20 protein-coding genes, 2 pseudogenes and 1 riboswitch are annotated in these 23783 nt (G+C 66.2%); of the genes and pseudogenes, 5 read left to right on the plus strand and 17 right to left on the minus strand.

Features of this window, described 5'->3' with window-relative positions; genetic code table 11:
- A pseudogene (locus BV95_RS14185) lies at positions 1 to 163 on the plus strand (IS5/IS1182 family transposase); the annotation flags it as partial.
- A gap of 14 nt (positions 164 to 177) precedes the next feature.
- Here the strand turns inward: BV95_RS14185 and BV95_RS14190 are convergent.
- Positions 178 to 1131: pseudogene (locus BV95_RS14190) on the minus strand (TonB-dependent receptor); the annotation flags it as partial.
- A 171-nt stretch (positions 1132 to 1302) separates the two neighbouring features.
- A riboswitch (cobalamin riboswitch) is annotated at positions 1303 to 1516 on the minus strand.
- A gap of 79 nt (positions 1517 to 1595) precedes the next feature.
- Here BV95_RS14190 and mobA point away from each other — a divergent pair.
- Complete coding sequence (gene mobA / locus BV95_RS14195; RefSeq protein WP_037453119.1) at positions 1596 to 2135, plus strand: molybdenum cofactor guanylyltransferase; 540 nt, start codon at positions 1596 to 1598, stop codon at positions 2133 to 2135.
- 37 nt (positions 2136 to 2172) lie between these two features.
- Here mobA and cobA read toward each other — a convergent pair whose 3' ends face one another.
- From cobA to BV95_RS14245, 10 genes are all read right to left on the minus strand, one after another.
- Positions 2173 to 2955: a uroporphyrinogen-III C-methyltransferase gene (gene cobA / locus BV95_RS14200; protein WP_037453120.1), complete on the minus strand. Its 783-nt coding sequence runs from the start codon at positions 2953 to 2955 to the stop codon at positions 2173 to 2175.
- Positions 2942 to 5548, minus strand: coding sequence for a nitrate reductase (locus BV95_RS14205; RefSeq protein ID WP_037453121.1), 2607 nt, complete (start codon positions 5546 to 5548; stop codon positions 2942 to 2944). The genes cobA and BV95_RS14205 overlap by 14 nt, the downstream gene beginning before the upstream one ends.
- A 127-nt stretch (positions 5549 to 5675) precedes the next feature.
- Positions 5676 to 6011 (minus strand): nitrite reductase small subunit NirD, encoded by a 336-nt coding sequence (nirD, locus tag BV95_RS14210; protein ID WP_037453123.1) that lies wholly within the window; start codon positions 6009 to 6011, stop codon positions 5676 to 5678.
- A gap of 5 nt (positions 6012 to 6016) precedes the next feature.
- Positions 6017 to 8521 carry a nitrite reductase large subunit NirB gene (nirB, locus tag BV95_RS14215; protein ID WP_037453127.1) on the minus strand — a complete coding sequence of 835 codons (2505 nt, stop codon included), beginning with the start codon at positions 8519 to 8521 and terminating at the stop codon, positions 6017 to 6019.
- A gap of 291 nt (positions 8522 to 8812) precedes the next feature.
- The gene (locus BV95_RS14220; RefSeq protein ID WP_037453130.1) at positions 8813 to 10075 is read right to left on the minus strand and encodes a nitrate/nitrite transporter; all 1263 of its coding nucleotides are present in this window, start codon (positions 10073 to 10075) and stop codon (positions 8813 to 8815) included.
- A 442-nt stretch (positions 10076 to 10517) separates the two neighbouring features.
- Entirely contained in the window at positions 10518 to 11720 is a 1203-nt protein-coding gene (locus BV95_RS14225) for a CmpA/NrtA family ABC transporter substrate-binding protein (protein WP_037453133.1), read from the minus strand.
- A complete protein-coding gene (locus BV95_RS14230) occupies positions 11721 to 12299 on the minus strand; it encodes an ANTAR domain-containing response regulator (protein ID WP_013847670.1) in 579 nt (192 codons plus the stop codon).
- A gap of 107 nt (positions 12300 to 12406) precedes the next feature.
- The gene (locus BV95_RS14235; protein WP_037453136.1) at positions 12407 to 13936 is read right to left on the minus strand and encodes a DHA2 family efflux MFS transporter permease subunit; all 1530 of its coding nucleotides are present in this window, start codon (positions 13934 to 13936) and stop codon (positions 12407 to 12409) included.
- A gap of 11 nt (positions 13937 to 13947) precedes the next feature.
- On the minus strand, positions 13948 to 15099 hold the full coding sequence (locus tag BV95_RS14240; RefSeq protein WP_037453138.1) for an EmrA/EmrK family multidrug efflux transporter periplasmic adaptor subunit: 1152 nt from the start codon (positions 15097 to 15099) through the stop codon (positions 13948 to 13950).
- A complete protein-coding gene (locus BV95_RS14245; protein WP_037453141.1) occupies positions 15092 to 16627 on the minus strand; it encodes an efflux transporter outer membrane subunit in 1536 nt (511 codons plus the stop codon). Before BV95_RS14245 ends, BV95_RS14240 begins: the two co-directional genes overlap by 8 nt.
- Before the next feature lie 89 nt (positions 16628 to 16716).
- Between BV95_RS14245 and BV95_RS14250 the strand changes: the two genes are divergently transcribed.
- Both BV95_RS14250 and BV95_RS14255 read left to right on the plus strand, forming a co-directional pair.
- The gene (locus BV95_RS14250; protein ID WP_051749794.1) at positions 16717 to 17358 is read left to right on the plus strand and encodes a TetR/AcrR family transcriptional regulator; all 642 of its coding nucleotides are present in this window, start codon (positions 16717 to 16719) and stop codon (positions 17356 to 17358) included.
- A gap of 50 nt (positions 17359 to 17408) precedes the next feature.
- Positions 17409 to 18032, plus strand: coding sequence for a response regulator transcription factor (locus BV95_RS14255; RefSeq protein ID WP_037453153.1), 624 nt, complete (start codon positions 17409 to 17411; stop codon positions 18030 to 18032).
- Between the two features lie 131 nt (positions 18033 to 18163).
- On the opposite strand, the gene BV95_RS14260 is transcribed toward BV95_RS14255, so the two are convergent.
- From BV95_RS14260 to argH, 5 genes are read right to left on the minus strand one after another with little or no spacing between them, the layout of a single operon-like run.
- On the minus strand, positions 18164 to 19117 hold the full coding sequence (locus BV95_RS14260) for a zinc transporter ZntB (protein WP_037453155.1): 954 nt from the start codon (positions 19115 to 19117) through the stop codon (positions 18164 to 18166).
- A complete protein-coding gene (locus tag BV95_RS14265) occupies positions 19114 to 19872 on the minus strand; it encodes a precorrin-2 dehydrogenase/sirohydrochlorin ferrochelatase family protein (protein WP_037453162.1) in 759 nt (252 codons plus the stop codon). Before BV95_RS14265 ends, BV95_RS14260 begins: the two co-directional genes overlap by 4 nt.
- Positions 19872 to 21137: a diaminopimelate decarboxylase gene (gene lysA, locus BV95_RS14270; protein WP_037453165.1), complete on the minus strand. Its 1266-nt coding sequence runs from the start codon at positions 21135 to 21137 to the stop codon at positions 19872 to 19874. Before lysA ends, BV95_RS14265 begins: the two co-directional genes overlap by 1 nt.
- Positions 21138 to 21157: 20 nt before the next feature.
- On the minus strand, positions 21158 to 21421 hold the full coding sequence (locus BV95_RS14275) for a hypothetical protein (RefSeq protein WP_037453168.1): 264 nt from the start codon (positions 21419 to 21421) through the stop codon (positions 21158 to 21160).
- Positions 21421 to 22800, minus strand: coding sequence for an argininosuccinate lyase (argH, locus tag BV95_RS14280; RefSeq protein WP_037453183.1), 1380 nt, complete (start codon positions 22798 to 22800; stop codon positions 21421 to 21423). The genes BV95_RS14275 and argH overlap by 1 nt, the downstream gene beginning before the upstream one ends.
- Before the next feature lie 43 nt (positions 22801 to 22843).
- Here argH and BV95_RS14285 point away from each other — a divergent pair, with 43 nt between their 5' ends.
- Positions 22844 to 23419: a TlpA family protein disulfide reductase gene (locus BV95_RS14285; RefSeq protein ID WP_037453188.1), complete on the plus strand. Its 576-nt coding sequence runs from the start codon at positions 22844 to 22846 to the stop codon at positions 23417 to 23419.
- Between the two features lie 140 nt (positions 23420 to 23559).
- Here the strand turns inward: BV95_RS14285 and BV95_RS23800 are convergent, their stop codons facing one another.
- On the minus strand, positions 23560 to 23736 hold the full coding sequence (locus BV95_RS23800) for a hypothetical protein (protein WP_156028664.1): 177 nt from the start codon (positions 23734 to 23736) through the stop codon (positions 23560 to 23562).
- Positions 23737 to 23783: the final 47 nt, after the last annotated feature.

Here is a 23783-nt window from a genome sequence, read left to right on the forward strand (position 1 = left end):
AAAAATCGACTGCGACTTCCATGCCTATCGCTGGAGGCACCTCGTCGAGAACTTCTTCTGTAGCCTCAAAACATTCCGGCGCATCGCTACCCGATACGAGAAAACTGATCAGAGCTACCGCGCCATGATCAACCTTGCGGCCCTGAAGATCGCTATGCGCTAAATGTCCACACGCCTTAGCCTGGCCTGGTCCACGGGCTGATAGACGCCCTCATATTCGAAGCGCAGATTGGTGCCGGAATAGCCATAAGGTCCGAATGCGGAAGCATAATCGCGGTCCATGCGGAACCAGGTCACGGCCGCCCGATTGGTGAGCTTGCCGTCGAACAACGCCAGGTTCAGCCCGGCATAGCCGACATATTGATCCGATTTCGACGAATCGGTCGTGCTGTCGACCACGCCATTGTCGGTATCCAGATCGGCGTGGATATAATAGCCGCGTAGGTCGAGGCTGAGCGTGTCGGTGAAGGCCAGCTTCAGCTTGGCATTTGCGGCGATATTCTCGTACCCGTCTTTCTCCGTGCCGTTGGCGGCGGAAGAAATGCCGTCAGTGTTGAAATAAGCCAAGCCGACGCCGCCCGACGCGATGCCGGTGGTGCCGGAAATATCCGCCTTGGCGTTCAGCGTATCGCGATAGCCGTAATCGACCGAGGCGTTGCCCGCGAAACCCTCGGCAGGCGTACCGGTCATGACGTTGACGACGCCGCCGACCGCCTGGCTGCCGTAGGCGACCGAGTTGGAGCCGCGCAAAATCTCGATGCGCTGGATGTTGCCGGTCAGCAGATTGCCGAAATCATACATGTCGCCGATACCGCTGGTGTCGTTGACCTTGACACCGTCGATCAGCACCAGCGTCTGCGTCGTTTCCGCGCCGCGCAACGAAACGCCGGTCACGCCGCCCAGGCTGCCGCTGCGGTTGAAGCGCACGCCCGGCGTGGTGGCGAGCAGGTCGACCACGCTGACGCTCTGGCGGGTGCGGATGGTGTCGGCGTCGATGACGGTGACGGCCTGGCCAACTTCGTCACGGGGTTGTTCGATGCCCAGCGCGGTGACGATGATCTCGTCATTGTCCGCCGCCAGCGCGGGCATGGCCGCGAGCAAAGCGGCAAGAGAGATGGTGGCTTTCAACATTATTCTGTTTCCCTGAGCGTCGCTGCGACTTCATGGCTCAGGGCATCCGCTCATCGCGGTCGGCGCAGGGGGAAGTCGACGCCAATGCCCGCCCCCGCACCGATGCGGCCCTGCGCCGCTTCGTCGCTCAGACGGAAAACACCGTGCCATGGCCAACCCCTGGGCCAGGGCAAGAGCGACCGTGCGCCGGCAGGTCTCCTGGCTCGCGGGTCAATGCGGCGATGCACGCCTTCCCGGACTTGTGGTCCAGTGGCCGGTCTTTCGACCGAAGTGCATCGCGCTCACCGCTTACAGTTGCAGGGACAGCTGCGGAATTGGACGGTTTCCCGCCCGCACCGCATTCCCGTTTTCAGCCCTATCGGGCACCGGCGCGATCTTCTTTGCGCGCGGAGGCTATGCCCCGCCCGCGCCGCGCGCCATAAGGGAAAGCGAGGCTGATGCCAAGCGGCATGAGGAGGGATGGAATGCGATTGCTGGGCACGGTTCTGGCCGGGGGACGATCCAGCCGCTTCGGCAGCGACAAGGCTTTGGCGATGCTCGACGGACGGACATTGCTGGATCATGCGGCGGCGGCGCTGGGCGCGCATGTCGAAACGGTCGTGGTTTGCGGGCGTCAGGTTCCGGGAATGATCGGGCTGGCGGACCGGCCGGCGGCGGACATGGGGCCTTTGGGCGGGCTGAACGCGGCGCTGCATCATGCCGCGGCGCTGGGTTATGACGCTGTGCTGACGACGGGGTGCGACGTTCCGGTCTATCCCGACGGGCTGGCGGAAGCCTTGATCGGGGACGGCGCGGCGATCCTGAAGGGGCAGCAACTGGCCGGATTCTGGCCCGCTTCATTGGCTGGAGAGTTGGATGCGCATCTGGCTGAGGAGAATAACCGGTCGATCTATGGCTGGCTGGAGCGGGTCGGGGCGCGGATCGTGCAACGGCCGGAATTCGTGCTGCCCAATATCAACCGGCCAGAGGATCTGGAGCGGTTCATCCTTCCCCGTTCGGGCTGAGCTTCGACAAGCTCAGCCCGAACGAGGGAGATGTACGTCAGACCTTGATAGAGGCGCTTACGGCAATGTCAGCAGGAAGATTTGTCCCCGCCACCGCTTCCCCGATCAGCAGCAGGGTCGGGTCTTCATCGCTGATCGTCTGCACCAGAAAGGCCAGCGCGGACAGCTTGCCCCGGATCAGTCGCTCATTGGGGAGGGAGACATTGACCGCCACCATCACCGGCGTCTCCGGATCGCGTCCGGCGGCGATCAGCGAGCGGCTGATCTCCCCCGCTGCGGCGCGGCCCATATAGATACCGAGCGTGCCGCCCGGCCGGGCAAGCGCTTCCCAATCGAGCTTCAGCGGCTCGCCCGCCTTCAGATGCGCCGTCACCAGCGTCAGCCCCCGCGCCACGCCGCGCAGGGTGAGCGAGGCATGGCCGCTCGCCGCAGCCGCGCTGGCCGTGGTGATGCCGGGGCAGATGCGGAAGGAAATGCCGTCCGCCGCCAGATGCTCCATCTCCTCAGCCGAGCGGCCGAAGACCGAGGGGTCGCCGCCCTTCAGGCGCACGACGCGCTTGCCCGCCTTCGCCGCCGCCAGCAGCAGGTCGTTGATGCTTTCCTGCGCCTTGCTGTGGCGGCCGGAGCGTTTGCCGACGCTGACCCGCTCCACGCCCTGCGGGATCAGGTCCAGCACCCCCGGCCCCACCAGCGCGTCGTAGAAGACGATCTCCGCCGCCGAGATCAGCTTTTCGGCCTTGCGGGTCAGCAGGTCCGGGTCGCCGGGGCCCGCGCCGACCAGCCAGACCTCGCCGGGGGCGATAAGCTCATTCGGCTGCATGAAGCGTCTCCTGTGTGGTTTGGGCGAGGATATTGGCTAGCGCGGGGCGGCACGATCCGCAATTGGTCCCCGCGCCCAGCGCCTTGCCGATGGCGGGCACGTCGACCAGTTGCTGTTCCCGAATGGCGGCGACGATCTGGTTCAGGCCGATGTCGAAGCAGACGCAGACCGTAGCACCCTTGTCCGGCTGGCTGCCGGGACCGCGCGCGGCGAGGACGGAGCCGCCCACCCCTTCGGCTTCGAGCTGGCGAATGAGCCAGTCGCGGGAGGGCAGCAGGCCGGTGCGGGTCACGAACAGCACGCCGTTCAATCTGCCCTCGCCGATGGTCGCCACGCGCCGGGTGCCGCGCGAGGCGTCCATGGCCTCGACGCGGTCGCCCTTCGGCAGGAAGGCGTCGAGCCGGGCCGGGTCGCCATTGCCCGCAATCTCGTACAGCGCGCCGCCCGGCACGGTGATCCGCGTGGACCAGAGGCAGGGCAACTTCACCGGCTGGTCCCCGCGCAGGATCAGGAAGCCCTTCCATTCGGTCGCGACCTTCTCGACGCTGGCCGGGGTGGATTTGAAGCCGGGCTGGCCCGAATGCGGATCGACCAGCGGGCGGGGAAGCAGGCCGGTGCGGCCGCCGCTCGACACCTGATCGGTCCAGTGGATCGGGGTGAAGATCTCACCGGGGCGCTGGCCTTCGCTCAGGGCCACGCGGAAGAGGCTGTTGCCCTGCGCGGTCTGGACGCGGGCCAGGTCGCGGTCGACGATGCCCAGCGCTTCGGCGTCTCGCGGGTGGATTTCCACCAGCGCCTCCTCGCGATGCCGGGCGAGCCTGGGCGACAGGCCGGTGCGGCTCATCGTGTGCCACTGGTCGCGGTAACGCCCGGTGTTGAGCGTCATCGGCCATTGTTGGAGCGGCTCCTGAAGCTCCATCTGCCTGGTCAGCACCAGCCGCGCCTTGCGGTCCGGCGTGGTGAAACCGTTGGCGAAGGGCGTGTCGCCGCCCCAGCGAAAGGGCTGCATGGCGTCATAGGCTTCGTTGCCGATGGTGGCTTGGGCACGCAGGTTGAGCACGCGCTGGCCGTCATTCTGATAGGCGGTGAGGCGCGCATGTTCGCGCCAGATCTCAGCAGGGCGGTCATAGGCGAAGGCGTTGCGCCAGCCCATGCGGCGGCCGACTTCCTTGACGATCCACCAGTCGGGCCTGGCCTCGCCGGGCAGCGCGAGGAAGGGGCGCTGGCGGCTGACGGTGCGGTCCGAATTGGTGACGGTGCCGTCCTTTTCCCCCCATCCGGCGGCGGGCAGGCGGACATGGGCATGGGTGCTGCTGTCGGTGTCGGCCATGATGTCCGACACGACGAGGAAGGGGATCGCCTCCAGCGCTTCCCGCACGCGGCCCGCATCGGGCAGCGAGACGGCGGGGTTGGTCGCCATGATCCAGAGCGCCTTGATCCGGCCTTCGTTGATGGCGCGGAACAGGTCGACGGCTTTCAGGCCCGGCTTTGTCGCCATGGCCGGGGCGGCCCAGAAGCGGCCTACCCGCTCCACATTATCGGGCGCGAAGTCCATATGCGCGGCGAGGGTCGAGGCAAGGCCGCCGACCTCGCGGCCGCCCATGGCGTTGGGCTGGCCGGTGATGGAGAAGGGCGCGGCGCCCGGCTTGCCGATGCGGCCCGTGGCGAGATGGACGTTGATGATCGCGTTGACCTGATCGGTGCCGCGGATCGACTGGTTGATGCCCTGGCTGAACATGGTGACGGTGCGGGGCGTGGCGGCGAACAGCTTGTAAAATTGTTCCAGCAGCGCGGGCGCGATGTCGCAGGTCTTCGCCGTCGTCCAGAGATCGTGGCCGGTGCGGATATGCTCCCAGAAGCCTTCGGGCGCGTTGACGTGATCGGCAAGGAAGGCCGGATCAGTGATCCCCTCCGCATCGCAACAGGCGAGCAGGCCGTTCATCAGGGCGACGTCCGTGCCGGGCTTCAGCGGCAGATGCAGGTCGGCGCCTTCGCAGGTTTCGGTGCGGCGGGGGTCGATGACGACCAGCCTGGTGCCGCGCGCGGCGCGGGCGGCCTGGATACGCTGATAGACGATGGGATGGCACCATGCGGTGTTGGAGCCGACCAGCACGATCAGGTCGGCTTCATCCAGATCGTCATAGCTGGCGGGCACCACATCCTCACCGAACGCCCGGTTGTGCCCGGCGACGGCGCTGGACATGCAGAGACGGCTGTTGGTGTCGATGTTCGCTGAACCGATAAAGCCCTTCATCAGCTTGTTGGCGACATAATAATCTTCGGTCATCAACTGGCCGGAGACGTAGAAGGCCACGCTGTCGGGACCATGGCGGTCTATGGTTTCGCGGAATTTCTTCGCGACCAGGTCCAGCGCCTTGTCCCAGCTTGCGCGCTTCTGGCCGATCATCGGGTGCAGCAGGCGGCCGGTCAGCCCCACCGTCTCGCCCAGATGCGTGCCCTTGGAACAGAGGCGTCCGCCATTGGCCGGGTGCGCCGTGTCCCCCTTGATTTCGACCGACCGGCCACCGGTCGGCGTGGCCGATATGCCGCAGCCGACGCCGCAATAGGCGCAGGTGGTGCGTATACTCGTCATAGCCCCTCCCTGTTGGGCTGGGTGCGAGCGAAGCGAGCCTGCAACCTCACCCTCGCAGGCGCCGCTGGCGCGGCGCACCCACCCCCGGCCCCTCCCTTGAAAGGGAGGGGAGAAGAAAGGCTGGCCTTCATGCGGCCGCCTTGAGCGAAGCCGGGCGGGCGATCAGGATGCGGCCACCCTCTTCCCTGACCGCGATGGTGGGGGTGCAGCCCTCATCATTGCCCTGCGCCTCGCCCGTCTTCAGGGCGATGTTCCAATTGTGCAGCGGGCAGGCGACGCTGTAGCCGTGGACGATGCCCTGGCTCAGCGGACCCTTCTTGTGCGGGCATTCGTTGACCAGCGCAAAGACATGGTCGTCGCCAGTGCGGAAGACGGCGATTTCCTTCTCGCCCGCGATCTGCACCGTGCGGGCGCCGCGCTGGGGAATGTCGGCCAGCGTTCCGATGTCGATCCAGTCGGTCATGGGTGTCACTCCGCAGCGATGGCAATGGGTTCGAGGGGCTGGTGCAGTTCCGCGTCCGCACCGGCTGCGCGCTGCGCCCAGGGGTCTTCCTGGCTGAAGCTCTGCGAATAGAGGAAGCGGCTGCGCAGCGCCTCTCGGCCTGCCTCATCCTCCACAATGCGCTGCTTCACATAGTCCACGCCGACGCGCTCGATCCAGGGCGCGGTGCGCTCCAGATAGCGGGCTTCCTCGCGGTAGAGCTGGATGAAGGCGGCGCAATAATCCATCGCCTCCTGCTCGGTCGTCACCTTGCACAGCAGGTCGGTGGCGCGGACATGGATGCCGCCATTGCCACCCACATGCAGTTCGTAGCCCGAGTCGACGCAGACCACGCCGAAATCCTTGATCGTCGCCTCCGCACAGTTGCGGGGGCAGCCGGACGCGGCGATCTTGAACTTGTGGGGCATCCACGACCCCCATGTCATCCTCTCGATCTTGACGCCAAGGCCGGTGGAATCCTGCGTGCCGAAGCGGCACCATTCCGACCCGACGCAGGTCTTCACCGTGCGCAGCGACTTGCCATAGGCGTGGCCCGACACCATGCCCGCGGCATTGAGGTCGGCCCAGACGGCAGGCAAATCTTCCTTCTTGATGCCGAAAATGTCGAGGCGCTGGCCGCCCGTCACCTTCACCATCGGGGCGTCATATTTCTCGACCACATCGGCGATGGCGCGCAGTTCACGCGGGTTGGTGAGACCGCCCCACATGCGCGGGACAACCGAATAAGTGCCGTCCTTCTGGATGTTGGCGTGCATGCGCTCATTGACGAAACGGCTTTGCTGGTCGTCCTGATATTCGCCGGGCAGCGCGCAGAGCAGATAATAGTTCAGCGCGGGGCGGCAGGAGGAGCAGCCGTCCGGCGTCGACCAGTGCAGCAACTGCATCACTTCCGGGATCGAGCGCATATTCTGCGCCACGATCTCCCGACGGACATCGTCATGGGTGAAGCTGGTGCATTTGCATAGCGTCTTTGGGCCGGACTGGACGTCGTCGCCCAGCACCACCGCCAGCAGATTTTCGACCAATCCCGTGCAGCTTCCGCAGCTTGCCGACGCCTTGCAGGTGGCGCGCACCGCGTCGAGGCTGCAATTGCCTGCTTCGATGCAGGCGACGACCTGGCCCTTGCTGACGCCGTTGCAGCCGCAGACCTCGGCATCGTCCGAGAGCGCCGCAACGGCCGCCTTAGGGTCCAGCGCGCCCCCTCCGGAGGCGAAGGCCTGGCCGAAGATCAGCAGGTCGCGGATTTCCGCGACGTCTTCCTGCTTCTTGAGCATGTCGAAATACCAGCCGCCATCGACGGTATCGCCATAGAGCACCGCGCCGACGATCCTGTCGTCCTTGACGACGACGCGCTTGTAGACGCCGCGCGAGGCGTCGCGCAGGACGATGTCCTCGCACCCCTCGCCGCCGGAGAAATCGCCGGCGGAAAAGACGTCCAGACCCGCGACCTTGAGCTTGGTGGACGTCACCGAACCCCTGTAGCCCGTATGCCGGTCGGTCAGGCCGTCAGCGAGGCTGCGGCACATGTCCCAGAGCGGCGCGACGAGGCCATAGACATTGCCGTCATGTTCGACGCATTCGCCGACCGCCAACACGTCCGGGTCGCTGGTGACCATGTGATCGTCGACCTTGATGCCGCGATTGACCTCCAGCCCGGCTTCGCGGGCAAGGGCGGTCGAGGGGCGGATGCCCACCGCCATGACGACGAGGCTGGCGGGGATTTCGGTTCCGTCCTTCAGGCGGACGCCCTCTACCTTGCCGTCGCCGTAGATTTCTTCGGTGTTGGCGCCGGTCAGGATGGTCTGGCCGCGCCCTTCCAGAGCGGACTTCAGCAGCCATGCCGCCGCTTCGTCCAACTGACGTTCCATGAGTGAGTCCATGAGGTGGACGACGGTCACTTTCATGCCGCGCAGGGTCAGGCCGTGGGCCGCTTCGAGGCCGAGCAGGCCGCCGCCTATGACGACTGCGTTGCCGCCCTTGTCAGCGGCGGCCAGCATGGTGTCGACATCCTTCATGTCGCGGAAGCTGATGACGCCGGGCAGATCCTTGCCCGGAACCGGGATGATGAAGGGGTCGGAACCCGTCGCGATCAGCAGTTTGTCATAGCCGACGGTGCGACCCGATTGGCTGGTGACGGTCTTGGCGGCGCGGTCTATGGCCGTCACCGGGTCGCCCGCGATCAGTTCGATATTGTTATCGCTGTACCAGTCGCGGCTGTTGATGATGATGTCGTCGAAGCTCTTTTCCCCGGCCAGGACCGGCGAGAGCATGATGCGGTTATAGTTCACATAAGGTTCCGCGCCGAAGATGGTGACGCGATAACGGTGCTTGTCCCGCGCCAGCAGTTCCTCGACAGCGCGGCAACCGGCCATGCCGTTGCCCACGACCACCAGATGTTCCCGAACATCTTCGGACGGCACGAAGAGTTGTTCTTCGCTGGCCGTTTCCGGTCCGTTGTTCTGAAAATCCATCCCTTGACTCCAGAAAAGAAAAAGGCCGCCATCCGGACCCCCGGTCTTTGAAACCGAAGGTCTGGATGGCGGCCTTGCCATCATAAGCGCCTTGATTGTCCGTCCCTGGACCATCGCGGCTATGGAAGAAGGACAACCCTGTCCTTTGCATCGCAGCATATGCATCTGACGATTCGCGTCAAGCGATTCCTCGCAGCACGATGTATTTTGCGCCAGGCCATATCGCAGACGCGAAAAGGGCGGCGGCCTTTCGCGGGCCGCCGCCTCCCCTCCTGTCAGATCATGAAGCGATCAGATGCGCGCGGCGCTGGTCCAGGTCGCGCGCCACCGGGCACGGACCAGCGAGATGCCGAGGAAGGCGACCACGGCCAGACCCGCGAAGATCAGGAAGCCGGGGGCGAAGCTGCCGGTGAACTGCTTGGCGATGCCCAGCGAAGAGGCGAGATAGAAACCGCCGATGCCGCCCGCCATGCCGACCAGGCCGGTCATGACGCCGATTTCCTCCTGGAAGCGTTGCGGCACGAGTTGGAACACCGCGCCGTTGCCGACGCCCAGCGCCAGCATCGCGGCGACGAACAGGCCGAGCGCGGAGAAGAGCGTCGGCGCATAGGCGACCCCCGCCAGAGCCAGGGCGGCGGCGATATAGACCATCATCAGCGCCTTGACGCCGCCGATCCCGTCGGCCAGCGCGCCGCCCATCGGACGGACCAGCGATCCGGCGAACACGCAGCCCGCAGTGCAATAGCCCGCGACCACCGGGGTCAGGCCGAACTGGTCGGTGAAATAGATGGGCAGCGATGCGGCGAGGCCCACGAAACCGCCGAAGGTCACCGAATAAAAGCCCATCAGCAACCAGGCGTCGGCGCTTTTCAGCGGGTGGAAATAGTCGACCAGCTTCTTGGGCGCGGGCGCGTTCGGCGCGTTCTTCGCCATGATCATGTATACGACGAAGACGATGGTCAGCGGAATGCAGGCGAGGCCCAGCACCGCGTTCCAGCCGAACAGCTTGGCCAGCATCGGCGCGAACAGCGAAGCCAGCACCGTGCCCGAATTGCCCATGCCCGCAAGGCCCATCGCCTTGCCCTGATGTTCGGCGGGATACCAGCGGCTGGCGAGCGGCAGCGCAATCGCGAAGCTGGCGCCCGCAAAGCCCAGTATGACGCCCAGCGCCAGCGTGCCCGCGAAGCTGTCGACGCCCATGGACCAGGCGGTGAACAGGCCGATGATGACGATTACCTGGCTGATCGCGCCCGCCTGCTTGCAGCCGATCCGGTCGACCAGCAGGCCGTTGACGACGCGCAGCACGGCGCCCGCGAGCGTGGGGACGGCGACCATCAGGCCCTTTTCAGCGGGCGTAAGACCCAGCGTCTTGGAGATGGAGGGCGCCAGCGGCCCCAGCAGCACCCACACCATGAAGGCGAGGTCGAAATAGAGGAAGGCGGCGATCAGGGTCGGCGTGTGCCCGGCCTTCCAGAAACTGGTCTGGCTGGTTTGTCCGAGGCCTTCCGGCCCTTCGCCCTCTCCATCGGGGCGCTCCCAATAAGCAGTTGCCATGATGACGTCCCTCAATCTTTGTGAAATGGACACGAAAAAAGCCGCCTCCGGACCTCGCTCCTCGCGAAATCCGGTCAGCGGCTTTGCTGTGAAATCTGAAGGAGAGCGCAATCCCGGCCTTGGGAGGGACTCATCCTGAAAAACGCGCTTCGTCGCGCGACTCCTATCTTATCTCGCGATTCGATCTATGTTGCAAGGCACAAAATTTTCAGGGAGCGGTGGGTGATGCCTTGGGGCAGGAAATGGCCATGAGCGGACATTAAATTCCTCCCTACGCGAAGCGTGGGGAGGGGGACCGGCCGAAGGCTGGTGGAGGGGAAATGGCGCGACCTGCGCATTTTCCCCTCCGTCAGCGCTTCGCGCTGCCACCTCCCCATCTCTTGATGGGGAGGAATAGGATGGGTCCGCTTTCCACCCAAAATCAGTTACTTAGGTAAGCGCCCTAAAAACTCGCCAGGAAATCCTCGATACGTTCGGGGTCGAACACCCGCCCGTCGAAGAAGCTGTCCGGTCCCAGCGTGAGTTCGCCCCGCTTCGATCCCACCGCCAGCGGAGAGGCGACCGCGCCTTCCACCTTCATGCTGGCGCCGGGCATCGCCACGTCGCTGTCGGCCAGCGCCCGGCGGAAGATGTCGGGGCGGAACACCGATGCGGCCTTGGCGGCGTTTTCCGCGCTATGGTCCACCATCTTCCAGCGGACGAGTTGCGAATAGATCCACAGCGCCTGACTGCGCCACGGAAAGGGCGTCGCCTCCCGCGAGAAGAGCATGAAATCGGGCATGGACAGGGGGGCCATGTCCACGCGGGGCACGATGCCGCCGGACAGGGCGCGCAGGATCAGTTCGGCCGGCTGGTCGACATAGTGCGGCTGCGACAGCAGATGGGCCAGCGCCTCATGATGGTCCGGCTCGTCGCACCAGGCGGCCGCCCGCACCAGCGCCCGCAGCAACCGGTCGACGCTGTCGGGATTTTCCTCCAGCCAGGGGGTGCGGAAGGCCAGCACCTTTTCCACGCCGCGCCGCCAGATGCGTTCGCCGATGGCCACCGCCTCCGCCAGGCCGCCGTCCACCGCCGCGCTGCCCCAGGGTTCGCCCGCGATGAAGCCGTCAATCTCTCCGGCCCGCAGCGCCTCCACGGTCAGGGACGGGGGCAGGACGCGCAGCAGCACGTCGCGGTCCGGGTCCACCCCGGCGCTCGCCAGCCAGTAGCGCAGCATTACCGAATGGCTGGAATAGCGGTGGACGACGCCGATCACCGGCTTGCGTTTCCACAGGCCAATGGCCGCCGCGAAGTCATGCGCGGTGCCCAGCGGATCGTCCAGCCGCGCCGCCACGTCCGGGTCCAGCGCCTGGGCAAATTCGCTGGCCATCACCAGCATGTTGCCGTTGACGTTGAGCTTGTACGGCGCGGAGAGCGGCGCGGCCTGCTGACTCAATCCCAGCGTCACCGCGACGGCCAGCGGCGCCAGCATATGCGCGGCCTGCACCTGCCCGAACACCAGACGGTCGCGCAACGTCGCCCAACTGGTCGTGCGGACGAGGTCGAGATGCAGCCCCTCCTCCTCCGCGAAGCCCTTTTCGCGGGCCACCGCCAGGACGGCGGCGTCGGTCAGCGGCAGGAAGGCGATGCGCAGGTCGGTCGTCATTCACATCCCTCCCAATAGGTCGCTGGCGGTGATGAGGGCCTGGGCGACGTCCACGATCCTCTTTCCCTGATTCATCGCGCTTGACCGCAGCAGCGCATAGGCCTCCGGCTCGCCAAGGCCGCGCTGGCTCATCAGGATGGATTTGGCGCGGTCGATGATCTTGCGGTCGGAAAGCGCCGTGCGCGCCTCGTCCAACTCGCTCTGGAGCCGGGCGAAGGCGTTGAAGCGGCGCACCGCCAGTTCCAGCACCGGCTTCACCCGTTCCTTGCGCAGCCCGTCCACGACATAGGCGGAAACGCCTGCGTCGATGGCCGCGCCGATCATGCTTTCGTCCGACTGGTCGACGAACATGGCGATGGGCCGGGCCAGGGCGCGGCTGACCGTCAGCATCTCCTCCAGCGTGTCGCGGCTGGGGCTGCCCAGGTCCATCAGCACGACGTCGGGCGCCATGCGCTCCAGCCGCGCGACGAAGCCGCCACGCGGGGGGACGATGTGAATATCGTCATAGCCCGCTTCGCGCAGTCCTTCCTCCAGGACCGTCGCGCGCAGGCCGCTGTCATCGATGATGACGATTCGCATGGACCCCACCTTTTTGCCACTCAGTGACGATGATGCCGCGCCGCGTCAATCGGGCGGCGGGCGTAACGGTATCAGGCGCGAGGCAAGGCTTTGAATAAGCGCCGCGATCAATGCGCCGCCGAAGTGTCCACCCTTCCCGTGGGACGCGGCGCGAGCCACACCAAAGTCGCGGCCATGAACAGCACCACGGCGGCGGTGAAGAAGACATGGTTCATCGACACCACCAGCGACTGGGCGTCGACCAGATTCGACACCACCTGACGCCCCTGTTCCGGCGTGAAGCCGCGGCTGGCCAGATCGGCCAGGGTCGGATCGGCATGGAGCGTCCCGGCCATTTCGTTGCGCGACACGCGCTGCCCGTCGCCCCAGCCGGTCAGCACGATGGATGTGGAGATGGCGATGGCCAGCGTGCGCAGGAAATTCTGCATGCCCGCGGCCGAAGCGGTCTCCTCCGGCCGGACGGACCCCAGCGTCAGCGTGGTCAGCGGGATCATGAAGAAGGGCATGCCGATGCCCTGGATGAATTGCGGCATCGCAAGCGTCCAGAAATCGGCGTCGGCGGTCCATTGCGTCCGCCACAATGTCGCGAAGCCGATCCAGGCGACGCCGCCCGAAATCATGAGGCGCACATCGGTCTTGCCGATCATACGACCGGCGATGGGCGCGATGAACATGGCGGACACGCCGGTGAAGGACGTCGCCAGGCCCGACCATGTCGCGGTATAGCCCATCGACAATTGCAGCCATTGGGGGATGATGACGATGCCCGCGAAATAGGCGCCGAAACATAGCGCCAGCGTGAACACGCCGGAGGTGAAGCCGATATGGCGGAACACGCGTAGATCGACGATGGGATGTTCCTCCGTCAATTCCCAGATCAGGAAGACGCAGAAGCCGATGCCCGCCATCACCGCCAGCGCGACGATCATCGGATGGCCGAACCAGTCATGGTCGCGGCCGATGTCCAGCATGATCTGAAGACAGCCGATCCAGAAGACCAGCAGCGCCAGGCCAATATAGTCGATGGGCAGCTTCACCCGCTCCGTTTCCACGGGGCGCAGCAGCGTCAGCGCGGAAAAGATGCACAGGGCCGCGATTGGCAGGTTGATGAAGAAGATCCAGTGCCAGCTCCAATTGTCGCTGATATAGCCGCCGACGATCGGACCCAGCGTGGGGCCGAGCAGCGTCGTCATCGCCCACAGCGCCATGACGCGCCCGCGCTGTTCGGGCGGGAAGATGCGCATCAGCAATGTCTGCGACATCGGCATCAGCGGGCCGCCGCACAGCCCCTGGCCGATGCGGCATACGACGATCATGCCAAGGGTCATCGACAGGCCGCACAGCAGCGAGAAGAGGCCGAACCCCAGCATGCTCATGGTGAACAGCCGGACCGCGCCGAAACGCTGCGCCAGCCAGCCGGTCAACGGTACGCAGATCGCCTCCGCCACGGCGTAGCTGGTGATGATCCAGGTGCCCTGATCGGCGGAAATGCCCAGATTGCCAGCGATATGGGGCACCGACACATTGGCGATGGTCAGGTCGAGCACGACCATGAAATTGGCGAGCGCCAGCGTCAGCCCCGCCAACAGGCGGTGACGGGGCGACAAGAGCGAGAATATGTCGGCAGGGCGGCTCACGGGACGCTTCCTTATTCGCCGGAAAGGTCGATCTCTGCTTCCATTGAAAGGCCGACGCGCAGGGGATGTTCGGCCAGTTCCTTGGGGTCGAGGGCGATGCGCACGGGCAGGCGCTGCACCACCTTGATCCAGTTGCCGGTCGCGTTCTGCGCCGGGATCAGCGCCATGGACGCGCCCGTGCCGCCGGAAAAGCCGACGACCTTGCCGTGATAGACGACGTCGCCGCCGTAAAGATCGGACGTGACGGTGGCGGGCATGCCGACCTTCACCCGGCCAAGCTGACGTTCCTTGAAATTGGCGTCGACATAGACCTGGGCGAGCGGGACGATGGTCATGATCGGCGTGCCCTGCGCGACGCGCTGGCCCACCTGCACCTGCCGCCGCGTCACCACGCCGTCGATGGGCGCGCGGATGACGGAGCGGTCGAGGTCGAGCCGGGCATTGTCCAGCCTCGCTTTGGCGGCCAGCACGGCGGGATCGGTGTCGATGGTCGATCCGCGCACCAGCGCGTCATTGGCGGCAAGCTGGCCCGTGGCCGCGCCGCGCGTCGCCTCCGCCGTGGCTACCCCGGCTCGCGCCTGATCGAGCGCGGCCTGCGCGGCGGCATAGGCCTTGCGCGCGCTGGTCAGTTCCTCGCCCGACACGGCGCCGTTGGGGGCCAGCGCCTCGCGTCGCCGGAGGTCGATGCGGGCCTTGTCGAAATCGGCCTGCGCGGTCGCCAGTTGGGCGCGGGCGCGTTCGATGTCGGCGCCCCGCGCCTCCACCTGCGCGGCGAGCGAGCCGCTGGTGGCGACGGTCTGGCGGAATCGACGACGGGCTTCGGCCAGGTCAGCCTCCGCCTGGGCGATGGCGATGCGGGCGTTGGTGGGGTCCAGCTTCACCAATATGTCGCCGCGCCTGACCGACTGGGTGTCCGTCACCAGCACCTCGACCGCCTGGGCGGAGATCAGCGGCGTCACCTGCGCCACCTCCGCATTCACATAGGCATTGTCGGTGCTGACATGGTTGCGGCCGACCAGCAGATACCAGATCGCATAGGCCGCGCCGATGGCCAGCACTGCCAGAGCCAGACGCACCAGCCATTTTTTGCGGTTTTCCAGACGCAGGGCGGCGGCTTCGGCCTTGCTGGTCTCGGAATTGAATTCGGGCTTTGCGTCAGCCATGGGGGGTGTCCTTGGGCAACTGTTGTGCTTGGTTGGCGGCAAAGCCGCCGCCGAGCGCGCGAATGAGGGCGATGTCGAGCGTGAAGGCGCTCGCTTCCAGGTCCGCGACGGACTGGCGGGCGGCGAGAAGCTGATTTTCCACGTTCAGCACGTCGAGATAGGTGTTGAGGCCGCCTTCATAACGCTGGCGGGCGATGCCATAGGCTTCCTCCGACGCGACGAGGGCGGCGCGGGCGTCGGCCAGCCGCTGGTCGAGCGTCTGACGACCGGTCACGGCGTCTGCCACCTGCTGATAGGCGCCGAGCACGGTCTTGTCGTAATTGGCCACCGCCTGATCATAGACGGCGCGGGCGCCGCGATACTGGCCGCTGAGCGCACCGCCGTGGAAGATGGGCAGGCTGATTGCGGGACCGGCGTTGCCGAACAGCGAATCCTTCTTGAACAGCGTGTCGGTGAAGGGGCTGGGGCCGCCTGCGAACTGCGCGCCCTGAAGGACGGTCTGGTAGCCCAGCGACTGGACGCCGATCAGGGCATTCAGGCGGATGGCGGGGAAGAAATCGGCGCGGGCCACCTTGATCCGCTTGGCCGCCGCCTCCGTCCGGGCGAGCGCGGCGGCTATGTCCGGGCGGCGGGCGACCAGATTGGTGGTCACGTCGGCGGGCAGGCCGAGGGGGCCGGGCTTGCCAAGGCGGGGTCGTGCGATGGCGAGGCCACGGTCCGGTCCCGCGCCGATCAGCGCCGCGATCTGATGCCGGCGCACCGCGATCGCCTGGTCGGCGGCGGCAAGCTGCGCCCTGGCGGTGGCGACGGTGGCATCGGCCTGCCGTTCGCTGCCGCGGGTTTCCAGCCCGTTGGCGCGGCGGTCCGCCACCAGTTTCTGGCTGGCGGCGCGGATTTCCAGCGCCCGCGCCTGTATGTCGCGCTCATCATAAAGCCGGGCGAGGTCGGCATAGGCGTCGGCCACGCCGGTCGCCAGCGCCAGCCGGGCCTGCCGGGCGTCGATCTCCGCCGCCCGCGCCTGCGACGTGGCCGCCGCCAGCGCGGCGCGATTCCTGCCCCAAATGTCGAGGTCGAAGCCGAAATTCAGGCCCACCCGGCCCATCCCCAACCATCCCTTGGGCACGAATTCCTTGGGCATGCCCATATTGTAGCTGGATTTGGTCGCGCCCGCATTGGCGTCCAGATCGACCGAGGGCAGCAGCGGCGCGCCGGACTGCTGGGCGACGGCGTTGGCCTCCGCGAAGCGAGCGGCGGCGGCGGCTACGTCCGGCGATCCCTTCAGCCCTTCCTCGATCAGGGCGTCCAGTTGCGGGTCGCCATAGGCCCGCCACCAGCCTTCGGACGGCCATTGGGCGGCATTGTCGGCCTGGAAGCTGCGTTCGGCGGCAATGCTGTCGGGGGCGCGTATTTCGGGTCGAGGCCCCAGATCAGGCACCGCCGCGCAGGCCGAAAGCAGCGCCACGCCCCCGGCAAGAAATCCGGCGCGGACGGAGAGAGCGGAAAGATTCGAGAGACGACTCGCGAGCATATCAAACCGTACCATCTAGTATGAATTCGGCATTTGCGCCGGTTGGTAATCCTTGTCAACAGAAATAGCGTACTATATGGTACGATTTAATGACAGAGTCTCTCCCCCCCCTCAGCCGCCGGGAAGCGCGCCGCCAGGAAAGGCGTCAGGCGATATTGGACGTCGCCTCGCAATCCTTCCTGGAAAATGGCTATGCCGCGACGACCATGTCGGCCATCGCCGCCGCGCTGGGCGGATCGAAGGGCACGTTGTGGAGCTATTTCCCGTCCAAGGAAGAGCTGTTCGCCGCCGTTCTGGACAATGCGACCACCGCCTATCGCGCCCGCCTGGCCGAAATATTGGACCCCGGCGGCGATCTGGAGGAAACGCTGCGCAGGACGGGGCTGAACATCCTGACGAAGATCACCGCGCCCGACAGCATCGCCCTGCACCGGCTGGTCGTGGCGGAATCGGGCCGCTTTCCGGAGATGGGCGCCATCTTCTACGAACATGCGCCGGGGACCACGCGGCGGCTGATCGCCGAATATCTGGAACAGGCGATGGATCGCGGCCTTTTGCGCCGATCCGATCCCGGATTGGCGGCGCGCACCTTCGCCATGCTGATGCTTTCGGGCAGCCACCAGTCGCTGATCTGGGGCCAGATGGAGCGGACCACGCCGGAGCAGATGGCGGCCGATGTCGAATATGGACTGGAATGCTTCCTGCGCGCCTATGCGCCGGACCCGCATTAACCAATTCTTTGCCCACTGATCCTATGCTGCGCGGCAAAAGGTGGGACGTCATGCAATTCTGGAAACCAGACAGGATCAGCCGGCCGCGACCGGCGCAGAACCCGGAAGCGGCGCGACCGGCGCGCAGGCCGCGCCTTCTGCTGATCGACGAGGATGCCGCTGCGCGGGCAGCGGTGGCGCGGCGCCTGTCCCATCTGGGCTATGACGTGGCGCTGGCCGAAAACGGATTCATTGCGATCAACATGCTGATCGGCCGTCCGGTGGACATCATCCTGATCGACATGGGGCTGGCGCTGCTGCCGGGCGTGGCGACGATGCGGAAGATCCGCGCCGCCGGTCTGGCCGACAATGCCTGTTTCGTCATGATCGGCGGGCGGCAGGACAAGACTTCGGCCGTCGAGGCGCTGGACGCGGGCGCGGACGATTATGTGGTGAAGCCGTTCGATTTCGACCTGCTGGATGCGCGGCTGCGCCATCTTTGCGCGCGGGCCGAACAGGTCGGCGCGCTGGCCCGGCACAATGCCGAACTGGATGCTCGCATCGCCCGGCGCGCCCTGGAACTGGGCGAAACGCGGGACGCGCTGGCGGAGATGCAGGCGGATCGGGCCCGGCTGGTGTCGTCGATCCAGGCGCTGCATGACGAGATTGCGCGGTTGAACGCGGCGCGGAATTAGGGTGCGATTTTAGGTGGGTCGGGCGGAAGAGGATCGACCTGCGCAGTTCCCCTCCACCACTCGCTTCGCGAGCGTCGAAGAGAGTCACGCGCCTCTCTTCGACCCTCCCCATCTGCGATGGGGAGGATTTTTTATTTGAGCCATTGGGTGGCGGCGAACCAGCCGCTGATCCCGGCGGCCATCGCGGCGCAGACGCCGACCACGCCCCAGAAGGCCCAGGGTTCGTGGGCATAGGGGATGCCGTCGACATTCATGCCGAGCAGGCCGGTCAGGAAAGTGAGCGGCAGGAAGACCAGCGCCACCACCGAAATGATCAGCGCCTGCCGGTTCATCTGTTCGGCGCGCAGGTCGGTCAGCTCTTCATGGGCGAGCGCGGAGCGTTCACGCACCGCCTCCAGTTCCTCAGCCATCCGGGCGCAGCGGTCGGCGGCTTCCTGAAGGTGCAGCCGGTCGTCCGGTTCCAGCCAGGACGCGTCGGCGGCGGATAATCTTTCCAGCGCCTGCCGCTGCGGCGCGATGAAGCGGCGGTAGCTGATCGCGGTGGCGCGAATCTGCGACACGCGCCGCCGCGCCTCCGCCGGACCATGTTCGGTCAGCGCGCTTTCGATCTCGTCCAGCCCGTCGCCCAGATCGGCGACTTCGGGGTCCAGCGCTTCGGTGATCTGCTGCGCGAAGGCGGCAATCAGGTCGCCCGGATCGCTTATCCTGCCCGCCAGCATCTGCGCCGTCACCGGTTCCATCGCGGCGAGCGGGCGATAGCTGACGGAAATGACCCGCGCCTGTTCGGCCCAAAGGCGGATCGACACGAGCGGATCGCCCACCCCGTCCTCGGCCGCGCCTAGCCCGCGCAGGTTCACCAGCGCGCCATGCGCCATCAGCGTGCAGCGCGGCCGGGTTTCCTGCGCCAGCAGCGCGGACAGCGCGGCTTCGGGCATGTGGTCGCAGCGGGACGCGACGATGCGGGCATCCTCCCGCCAGCCGTCGGCGTGGACCCAACTGAACGGCGCGTCCTCCGTCAGCGCGCAATAGGCGTCCAGAGAGATTTCCCGCGCCTTGCCGCCTTCGAACAGGAAGACCCGGCTCATCGCTCCATCTCCAGCCAGAGAGACAGGCCCTCGCCCGGTTGGGCGGGCGGCGCGCTTGCGGCGATGCGGACCGCGTCGGCGCGGGCGCGATCCAGGATCGCGGCAGGCACGTCGGGCGCGTGATAGATGCGATCCGCCTCGCCCAGCAGGCGAGCGGCGCGCAGGGTCAGATCGTCGGGATCGGCGGACCGGAGCTTTATCGTTTCCAGCCGGTCGGCGTCGACATCGGCCTGTGCAGCCAGCCAGTCGGGCACGGCGTCGACCGCCTTGTCCGAGAGCGGATCGATCGGGCCGCCAGTGGCCAGCCCGGCGTCAATGGCCCGCCGCCGCGCTGCTGCGTCCGGCCAGCGCTTCCGGATCGCGCCCCGCGCATCGTGCAGCGCCGTCGCCAGCGCGCCCAGCCGAGCGGGCAGCAGAGCCTCTATCCGTTGCCTGAGCGCCTTGGCCAGCCCCGCCGAAGCGCCGCCCGTGCCGATGGCGATCAGCACCGGATCGCGGTCGACGATGGCGGGCAGGGTGAAGTCGCACAGCTCCGGTCTGTCGGTGGCGTTCACCAATATTCCGCGTGCCTGGAGCCGGGCCACTGTCGCCTCATCGCCGTCCGAGACGATGGCGAGCGCGGCTTCTTCCCCCTCGCTCACGATGCGCGCCCCGGCCCGTTCCAGCAGGCGGCGCTTGGCGTCCGCCGCCTCGCCCTCGCCGGTCAGGATGACGGCCCGCCCTTGCAACCGCAGGAAGACGGGCAGGCTTTGCATCAGTCCTGAACCCAGTCTGGAATATTGTCGCCCTGGATCAGCGTTTCGATAGGCGGACGGGCGCGGACAACGGCCCATTTGTCGCCGGAGACCAGCACTTCGGGGGTCAGGGCGCGGCTGTTATAGGTGCTCGCCATGGTCGCGCCATAAGCCCCCGCCGTCATGAAGGCGACCAGATCGCCCGCGCCCACCACATCCATGTCGCGATGCATGGCGAAGGTGTCGCCCGTCTCGCACACCGGTCCTACCACATTGGCGGCGGCGCGGTCGCCCTTCGGATGGACGGCGCGGATGTCGTGCCAGGCGTCGTAGAGGCTGGGGCGCAGAAGGTCGTTCATTGCCGCGTCGACGATGACGAAGGGAGCCTGCGCGCCCTGCTTCACCCGCACCACCTGCGACAGCAGCACGCCCGCATTGCCGACGATCAGCCGGCCGGGTTCGAACAGCAGGCGGACGTTCCAGCCCTGGGTGATCCGCGTCACCATCGCGCCATAGTCGGCGGGGCTGGGCGGCAGGGGCTGGGACGGGTCATAGGGGACGCCGAGGCCCCCGCCCAGGTCGGCGGTGCGGATGTCGTGGCCCGCCGCCCGCAGCTTTTCGATCAGCGCGCCGACCTTGACGAAGGCGGCCTCCAGCGGCTTGAGGTCGGTGAGCTGGCTGCCGATATGCACCGCCACGCCCTGCACATCCAGGCCGGGCAGGTCGCGCGCGGCGGCATAGCTGGCCAGCGCCCGGTCATAGGGGATGCCGAACTTGTTTTCCGACTTGCCGGTCGAGATTTTCGCATGGGTGCCCGCGTCGACATCGGGGTTGATGCGATAGGCGACCGGGGCTTTCCTGCCCATCGACAGCGCCACTTCGGAGAGCATTTCCGCTTCGGGTTCGCTTTCCAGATTGAACTGGTAGATGCCCTGTTCCAGCGCGATGCGCATTTCGTCCGCCGTCTTGCCGACTCCGGAAAAGACGATGCGGTTCGCGGGGATGCCCGCCGCGATGGCGCGCAGCAGTTCGCCCGCCGACACGACGTCCGCGCCCAGGCCCAGTCTTCCCAGCGTCGCCAGCACGGCGGCGTTGGGATTGGCCTTCACCGCGAAGGCGATCAGCGGGTCGGCAAGCTGCGACAGCCCCTCCCGGAACACGCCGACATGGCGGGTCAGGGTCGCGGTCGAATAAATGTAGACGGGCGTTCCGACCTTGGCGGCGATTTCCGCCATCGGCACCTGCTCCACAAGCATCGCGCCGTCGACATAGGTGAAATGGTCCAATTCTTGTCTTTCCTGAAAATCTAGCGGGGGTCGCTTTCGGGCGGCAGGTCGAACGGGTCGTCGCCGCGCACCCTCGATTGGGTCAGCAGTTCGACATTGCGTTCCGGCCGTGCCTGAACCGATGGCGTGGTGAGTTGCGCGGCGGTCGGCGCGGTCGCCGCGCCCACCGGCACGGCGGGAAGGCTTTGCCCCTCCACGGGTTTCAGCGGCTGGCGACCGCCGCAGGACGCCAGGGCCAGCGCAAGCGCCGCCAGCGCCATCCCCTTGGCGATCCGTGCCGTCATCACTTGCCCTGCCCTTTCGCGTTCTTCCTGGCCTCGGCAATGCGCGCGCGCACCTGATCGGGCGCGGTGCCGCCGTGGCTCCTGCGGCTGGCGACCGAGGCGTCGACCGTCAGCACCGCATAGATACGCTCATCGATCCGCGCATCAATGGCCTTGAGCGTATCCAGCGGCAGATCGGCAAGCTGCACGCCCGCCGCCTCCGCCGCCGCGACGGCGCGGCCGGTGATATGATGCGCCTCGCGGAAGGGCACGTCCCCCTCCCGCACCAGCCAGTCGGCCAGGTCGGTGGCAGTGGCGAAGCCGCTTTCCGCAAGCCCGCGCATCCGGTCGGCGCGGAAGGTCACGGTCTCGATCATGCCGGTCATCGCCGCGATGGAGAGGCCCAGCAGGTCGTGCGCCTCGAACACCGGCGGCTTGTCGTCCTGCATGTCCTTCGAATAGGCGAGCGGCAGGCCCTTCATCGTGACGCACAGCGCGTTCATGCAGCCCATGATCCGGCCCGCATGGCCGCGCACCAGTTCGGCGGCGTCGGGGTTGCGCTTTTGCGGCATGATCGAACTGCCGGTCGAATAGGCATCGGGCAGCTTGACGAAACCGAAGGGCTGGCTCGCCCAGATGATGAACTCCTCCGCCAGGCGAGAGAGGTGCAGTGCCACTTGCGTCGCGGCCATGAGGTAATCAAGCGCGAAGTCGCGGTCCGACACGCTGTCGAGGCTGTTGTCGGTCGGCTTGGCGAAACCGAGCGCCGCCGCCGTGGCGTGACGGTCGATGGGAAAGCCTGTCCCCGCCAGCGCCGCCGCGCCCAGCGGGCATTCGTTCAGGCGGGCGCGGGCATCGGCGAAACGGCTGCGGTCGCGACGGACCATCTCATGATAGGCCATGAGGTGATGGCCCAAAGTCACCGGCTGCGCTGACTGGAGATGGGTGAAGCCCGGCATCACCGTATCGGCATGTTCCTCCGCACGGGTCAGCAGCATGTCGGACAGGCCCTGCAAGCCCGCCTCGACCTCTTCGATGGCGTCGCGCACCCAGAGGCGGAAGTCTGTCGCCACCTGATCGTTGCGGGAGCGTGCCGTGTGCAGCCGCCCCGCCGCCGGGCCGATCAGTTCGGCCAGGCGCGACTCCGTGACCATGTGGATGTCTTCCAGGTCCAGGTTGACCGGCACGCCATCGGCTTCATACTCGGCGGCGATGCGGTTCAGCCCCTCGGTGATCGCCTGCGCGTCCTCGCCGTCGACGATGCCCTGCTTGGCCAGCATCGCGACATGCGCCTTCGATCCGGCGATATCCTGTTTCCACAAGCGCTTGTCGAACGGGATAGAGGCATTTATCTCGCGCATGACCGAAGCCGGACCGGCCGCGAAGCGTCCGCCCCACATGCTGTTGGAGCTTTTTCCCGTGCGATCATTCTTGCCCTGCGTAATGACACTGCTCCTGCTGGCTGGCCTTGGCGCGTGCGATAAGCAATCCCCGCCCGCCGGGCAAGGCCCGAACGCCACCAGCGGCGAGGCGACGGGGCCTGCGCAGAGTGGGAAGGGCGCGTTTAGCTATACGCTCGACAGGTCGAAGGCGGGGACGCCCGCCCCTGACTTCACCTTCCAGAACCCAGACGGCAGCGATGCGAAGCTGAGCGATTTCGCGGGCAAGCCGATGCTGGTCAACCTATGGGCGACGTGGTGCGCGCCCTGCGTCGCGGAAATGCCGACGCTGGACGCGGTGGCGGCGGATTATGGGAAGAAGGGGCTGGCCGTCCTCACCATATCGCAGGACAGCCAGGGCGAGGCGGTGATCAAGCCCTTTTTCGAAAAGCATCCGCTGCCGCATCTGAAGGGCTGGATCGATCCGGAAAACCAGTTCGGCTTCCATTATAATACGGGCATGCTGCCTACGACCGTCATCTACGACGCGCAGGGCAAGGAGATGGCGCGGGTGGTCGGCGCGATGGACTGGTCCAGCAAGGAAGGCCGGGCGCTGATAGAGGCGGCGCTGGCGAGTTGATCTTCGATCCCCACCCCACTCGTCATGCTGAACTTGTTTCAGCATCCATCGCGCCTACGGAGACGGCGGATCATGGGGAAAAATGGATGCTGAAACAAGTTCAGCATGACGGCTAAGAGCCGAATTTACATATAACGAATCTAGATCAAAAATCCGCCATGCGCGTTTCTTGCAAAATGCGCATGGCCGCATGCACGCTTATCAATTGTCAAATTGCCATGCGGCATAGCAATATCGTCCGATTTTCTTCCGAAAACAGCGCGGAAATATTTCATTTTCTTTAATTTTTTGTGCGCCGCAATAGAGGTTGCACTCAAATTGTTCGTTGACCCCCTTGTCAAAGATAAAATGCAACAGGGGGCAT

The sequence above is a fragment of the Sphingobium chlorophenolicum genome, assembly GCF_000722875.1.
In the GTDB taxonomy this organism is placed as follows: domain Bacteria; phylum Pseudomonadota; class Alphaproteobacteria; order Sphingomonadales; family Sphingomonadaceae; genus Sphingobium; species Sphingobium chlorophenolicum.

Bases quoted from the DNA above. Each gene is read 5' to 3' on its own strand.
- BV95_RS14265 (WP_037453162.1), bottom strand. From the start codon at position 19,872: ATGCAAAGCCTGCCCGTCTTCCTGCGGTTGCAAGGGCGGGCCGTCATC.
- BV95_RS14285 (WP_037453188.1), top strand. From the start codon at position 22,844: ATGACACTGCTCCTGCTGGCTGGCCTTGGCGCGTGCGATAAGCAATCC.
- BV95_RS14275 (WP_037453168.1), bottom strand. From the start codon at position 21,421: ATGACGGCACGGATCGCCAAGGGGATGGCGCTGGCGGCGCTTGCGCTG.
- mobA (WP_037453119.1), top strand. From the start codon at position 1,596: ATGCGATTGCTGGGCACGGTTCTGGCCGGGGGACGATCCAGCCGCTTC.
- BV95_RS14245 (WP_037453141.1), bottom strand. From the start codon at position 16,627: ATGCTCGCGAGTCGTCTCTCGAATCTTTCCGCTCTCTCCGTCCGCGCC.
- BV95_RS14250 (WP_051749794.1), top strand. From the start codon at position 16,717: ATGACAGAGTCTCTCCCCCCCCTCAGCCGCCGGGAAGCGCGCCGCCAG.
- argH (WP_037453183.1), bottom strand. From the start codon at position 22,800: ATGTGGGGCGGACGCTTCGCGGCCGGTCCGGCTTCGGTCATGCGCGAG.
- BV95_RS14260 (WP_037453155.1), bottom strand. From the start codon at position 19,117: ATGAGCCGGGTCTTCCTGTTCGAAGGCGGCAAGGCGCGGGAAATCTCT.
- nirB (WP_037453127.1), bottom strand. From the start codon at position 8,521: ATGGATTTTCAGAACAACGGACCGGAAACGGCCAGCGAAGAACAACTC.
- nirD (WP_037453123.1), bottom strand. From the start codon at position 6,011: ATGACCGACTGGATCGACATCGGAACGCTGGCCGACATTCCCCAGCGC.
- BV95_RS14255 (WP_037453153.1), top strand. From the start codon at position 17,409: ATGCAATTCTGGAAACCAGACAGGATCAGCCGGCCGCGACCGGCGCAG.
- BV95_RS14230 (WP_013847670.1), bottom strand. From the start codon at position 12,299: ATGCGAATCGTCATCATCGATGACAGCGGCCTGCGCGCGACGGTCCTG.
- BV95_RS14205 (WP_037453121.1), bottom strand. From the start codon at position 5,548: ATGACGAGTATACGCACCACCTGCGCCTATTGCGGCGTCGGCTGCGGC.
- cobA (WP_037453120.1), bottom strand. From the start codon at position 2,955: ATGCAGCCGAATGAGCTTATCGCCCCCGGCGAGGTCTGGCTGGTCGGC.
- BV95_RS14240 (WP_037453138.1), bottom strand. From the start codon at position 15,099: ATGGCTGACGCAAAGCCCGAATTCAATTCCGAGACCAGCAAGGCCGAA.
- BV95_RS14225 (WP_037453133.1), bottom strand. From the start codon at position 11,720: ATGACGACCGACCTGCGCATCGCCTTCCTGCCGCTGACCGACGCCGCC.
- BV95_RS14220 (WP_037453130.1), bottom strand. From the start codon at position 10,075: ATGGCAACTGCTTATTGGGAGCGCCCCGATGGAGAGGGCGAAGGGCCG.